Source organism: Spirulina sp. 06S082, assembly GCF_034932145.1.
Taxonomy (GTDB): domain Bacteria; phylum Cyanobacteriota; class Cyanobacteriia; order Cyanobacteriales; family Spirulinaceae; genus CCY15215.
On sequence record NZ_JAYGHV010000253.1, the window covers coordinates 1 to 2,249 of the forward strand.

At 43.4% G+C, this 2,249-nt stretch carries 1 protein-coding gene and 2 pseudogenes; all 3 read left to right on the top strand.

Translation table 11 applies throughout. From position 1 onward, the window contains the following. A pseudogene (locus VB714_RS15335) lies at window positions 1-644 on the top strand (DNA gyrase C-terminal beta-propeller domain-containing protein); the annotation flags it as partial. 97 nt (window positions 645-741) lie between these two features. After that, complete coding sequence (locus tag VB714_RS15340; RefSeq protein WP_323225499.1) at window positions 742-1,605, top strand: alpha/beta fold hydrolase; 864 nt, start codon at window positions 742-744, stop codon at window positions 1,603-1,605. Window positions 1,606-2,069: 464 nt separating this feature from the next. Continuing rightward, window positions 2,070-2,249, top strand: a pseudogene (locus VB714_RS15345) (ATP-binding protein); the annotation flags it as partial.

The following is a 2,249-nucleotide window of genomic DNA, read 5'->3' on the forward strand; positions in this document are numbered from 1 at the left end:
TCGGCATGGATATTCTCCTCAGTCAAGTGGTAGCGGGTCTCGCCCCCAATACCGAAGAGGAGGAGGATTTCGAGGATACTGACGAAGAAACTGTAATCAATGCAGAGGATATTGACGAGGAAACCGCAACCAATACAGAAGAGATCGAGGGATCGGGGGAAGATAGCGAAGATACGGAGTAAGAAACCGTAACGAATGCGGGAGAGGGTCCTTGGGTCTTGGTCATCACTGCTAAAGGTTACGGAAAACGGGTTCCCGTGTCTCAATTCCGCTTGCAAAATCGCGCCGGAATGGGACTGCGATCGATCAAGTTCAAGTCGAAGGAAGATGAGTTAGTTGGGTTACTGGTGGTCCATGCCGGAGATGAGTTGATGTTAGTCACCAACCGAGGTGTTATTATTCGTCAAGCGGTGGATGCTATTTCCACTCAGTCTCGCGGGGCGACGGGGGTACGGGTGCAAAAGTTGGATACAGACGATGCGATCGCCGCCGTTGCGATCGTGCCTCTATCGGAGGAAGATGAAGGTTTAGAAATAACTGAAGTTGAAGCAACTGAAGTTGAAAGTACAGAAGTTGAAGCAACTGAAGTTGAAAGTACAGAAGTTGAAACTATGGCGGAAGAGAGTCCGGGAGAGGAGGAATAGCGATCGAGTAGGGTCGGTATTTTCTTAACTCTACTCGTTGCAGCGATCGCCATTTTTAACTCAACGTTACTAATCGCGATCGCTTATTCTGTCCATAATGTCATCTATTCAGGAAAAGCAAAAAAGAGTGTTAATCAAAGATAGTATTGCTGTTGGTTCCTTGGAATGGTTTTATCGGGAGGAGAAACCCGCAGGAGAAACCGATCGCCTTCCGGTGATTTTATTACATGGTATTCCTTCTCAAAGTTATAGCTGGCGTTTTGTTATGCCCCTACTGGGCGATCGCGGTTATCAGGCGATCGCGCCAGACTGGATCGGTCACGGCTTTTCTGATAAGCCGGAAAAGTGGAATTTTGCCTATACTCCCGATGCTTATATTGAAGTCTTGGGCAAATTACTGGATGCGTGGAAACTGGATAAAATTCATTTAGTGGTGCAAGGATTTTTAGGCTCCGTGGGCTTACAATATGCTTTGCGAAATCGCGATCGCATCGCCAGTTTGGTGATTTTAAATACACCTCTCTCGACCCAAGCCAAACTCCCTTGGAAAATGCGAACCTGGGGTATTCCTTACATGGGAGATATGTTAACCCAAGACCCACTTTTAATCGATCGCACTCTGGAAGGAGGAAGCGGTTTTGTCATTCAAGATGATGATTTAGATATTTATCGTCGTCCTTTTTTGCAGGCTTCTGATGTCGGAAGGGCATTAACTGCGACGGTGCAAAATCTCCGTTTGGCTAAAGCAATGGAGGAAATTGAAAAGGGTTTAGCAGAATGGGACAAACCCACGCAAATTATTTGGGGAGAAGGGGATCCTTGGTTAACTATCGATGCAGTAGAAAGTCTGGCTAATACGAATAGCAATATTAAACTGGAAAAATTAGCAGAAGCCAAACATTATCCGCAAGAACATTGGGGGAAAGAAGTTGGCGCGATCGTGACACGATTTTTGCCATAAATGGAGGATTAGGGAGAATGCGATCGCAGATATAAAGGCGTGGACAAGTTGCGATCGCATTGTATAAATATCATAATCGTGATATTCTGATGTATATAAAATATATTCTTTGCTTATAAGTTACATGAGTTATGAATCTGTTAAAAATTGGTTGGAAAGATGCGCTATGGCACGCCAAAAATATAACTCTAAAGAAAGGAATATCAGTTACCATTATTTGAAACCGTCCTCAAGCGCTATAGTATCGTAGTTGAGGAATATTGCTTCCCTCCCACAGCATCGTTATGCTTATTTACTCATCGACTCAAAGACAAATTTTCAGGTTAAGTCTGGGTTAAGAAAAAGATGCGTTAATTTTAAGTTCTTCTGAAGATTATTATTATTAAGGAAAAACACCGTCGTCAAAAAGCGATGAGGAGGATAAAGTAAAAAAGATAACACTTTTTCTTACTCTTTTTCTCATCATGTTAACCACGCAAATGACCCCTAAAGCTGTGTCTCCTTCCTCTACTGTAGAATCGCGACAGCTTGGTTTAGAATCAACGCTTGCAGAACTCGAACTCTATCGGCTTCAGATTGAAGATACAAGTATTGCTATCGATATTTCTAAAATTTTCGATTGCAATCCCATCCTCCCCGGCATA

What these genes read in the sequence shown, in the direction of transcription:
- VB714_RS15340 (WP_323225499.1), top strand. Translation starts at nt 742, where the DNA reads ATGTCATCTATTCAGGAAAAGCAAAAAAGAGTGTTAATCAAAGATAGT.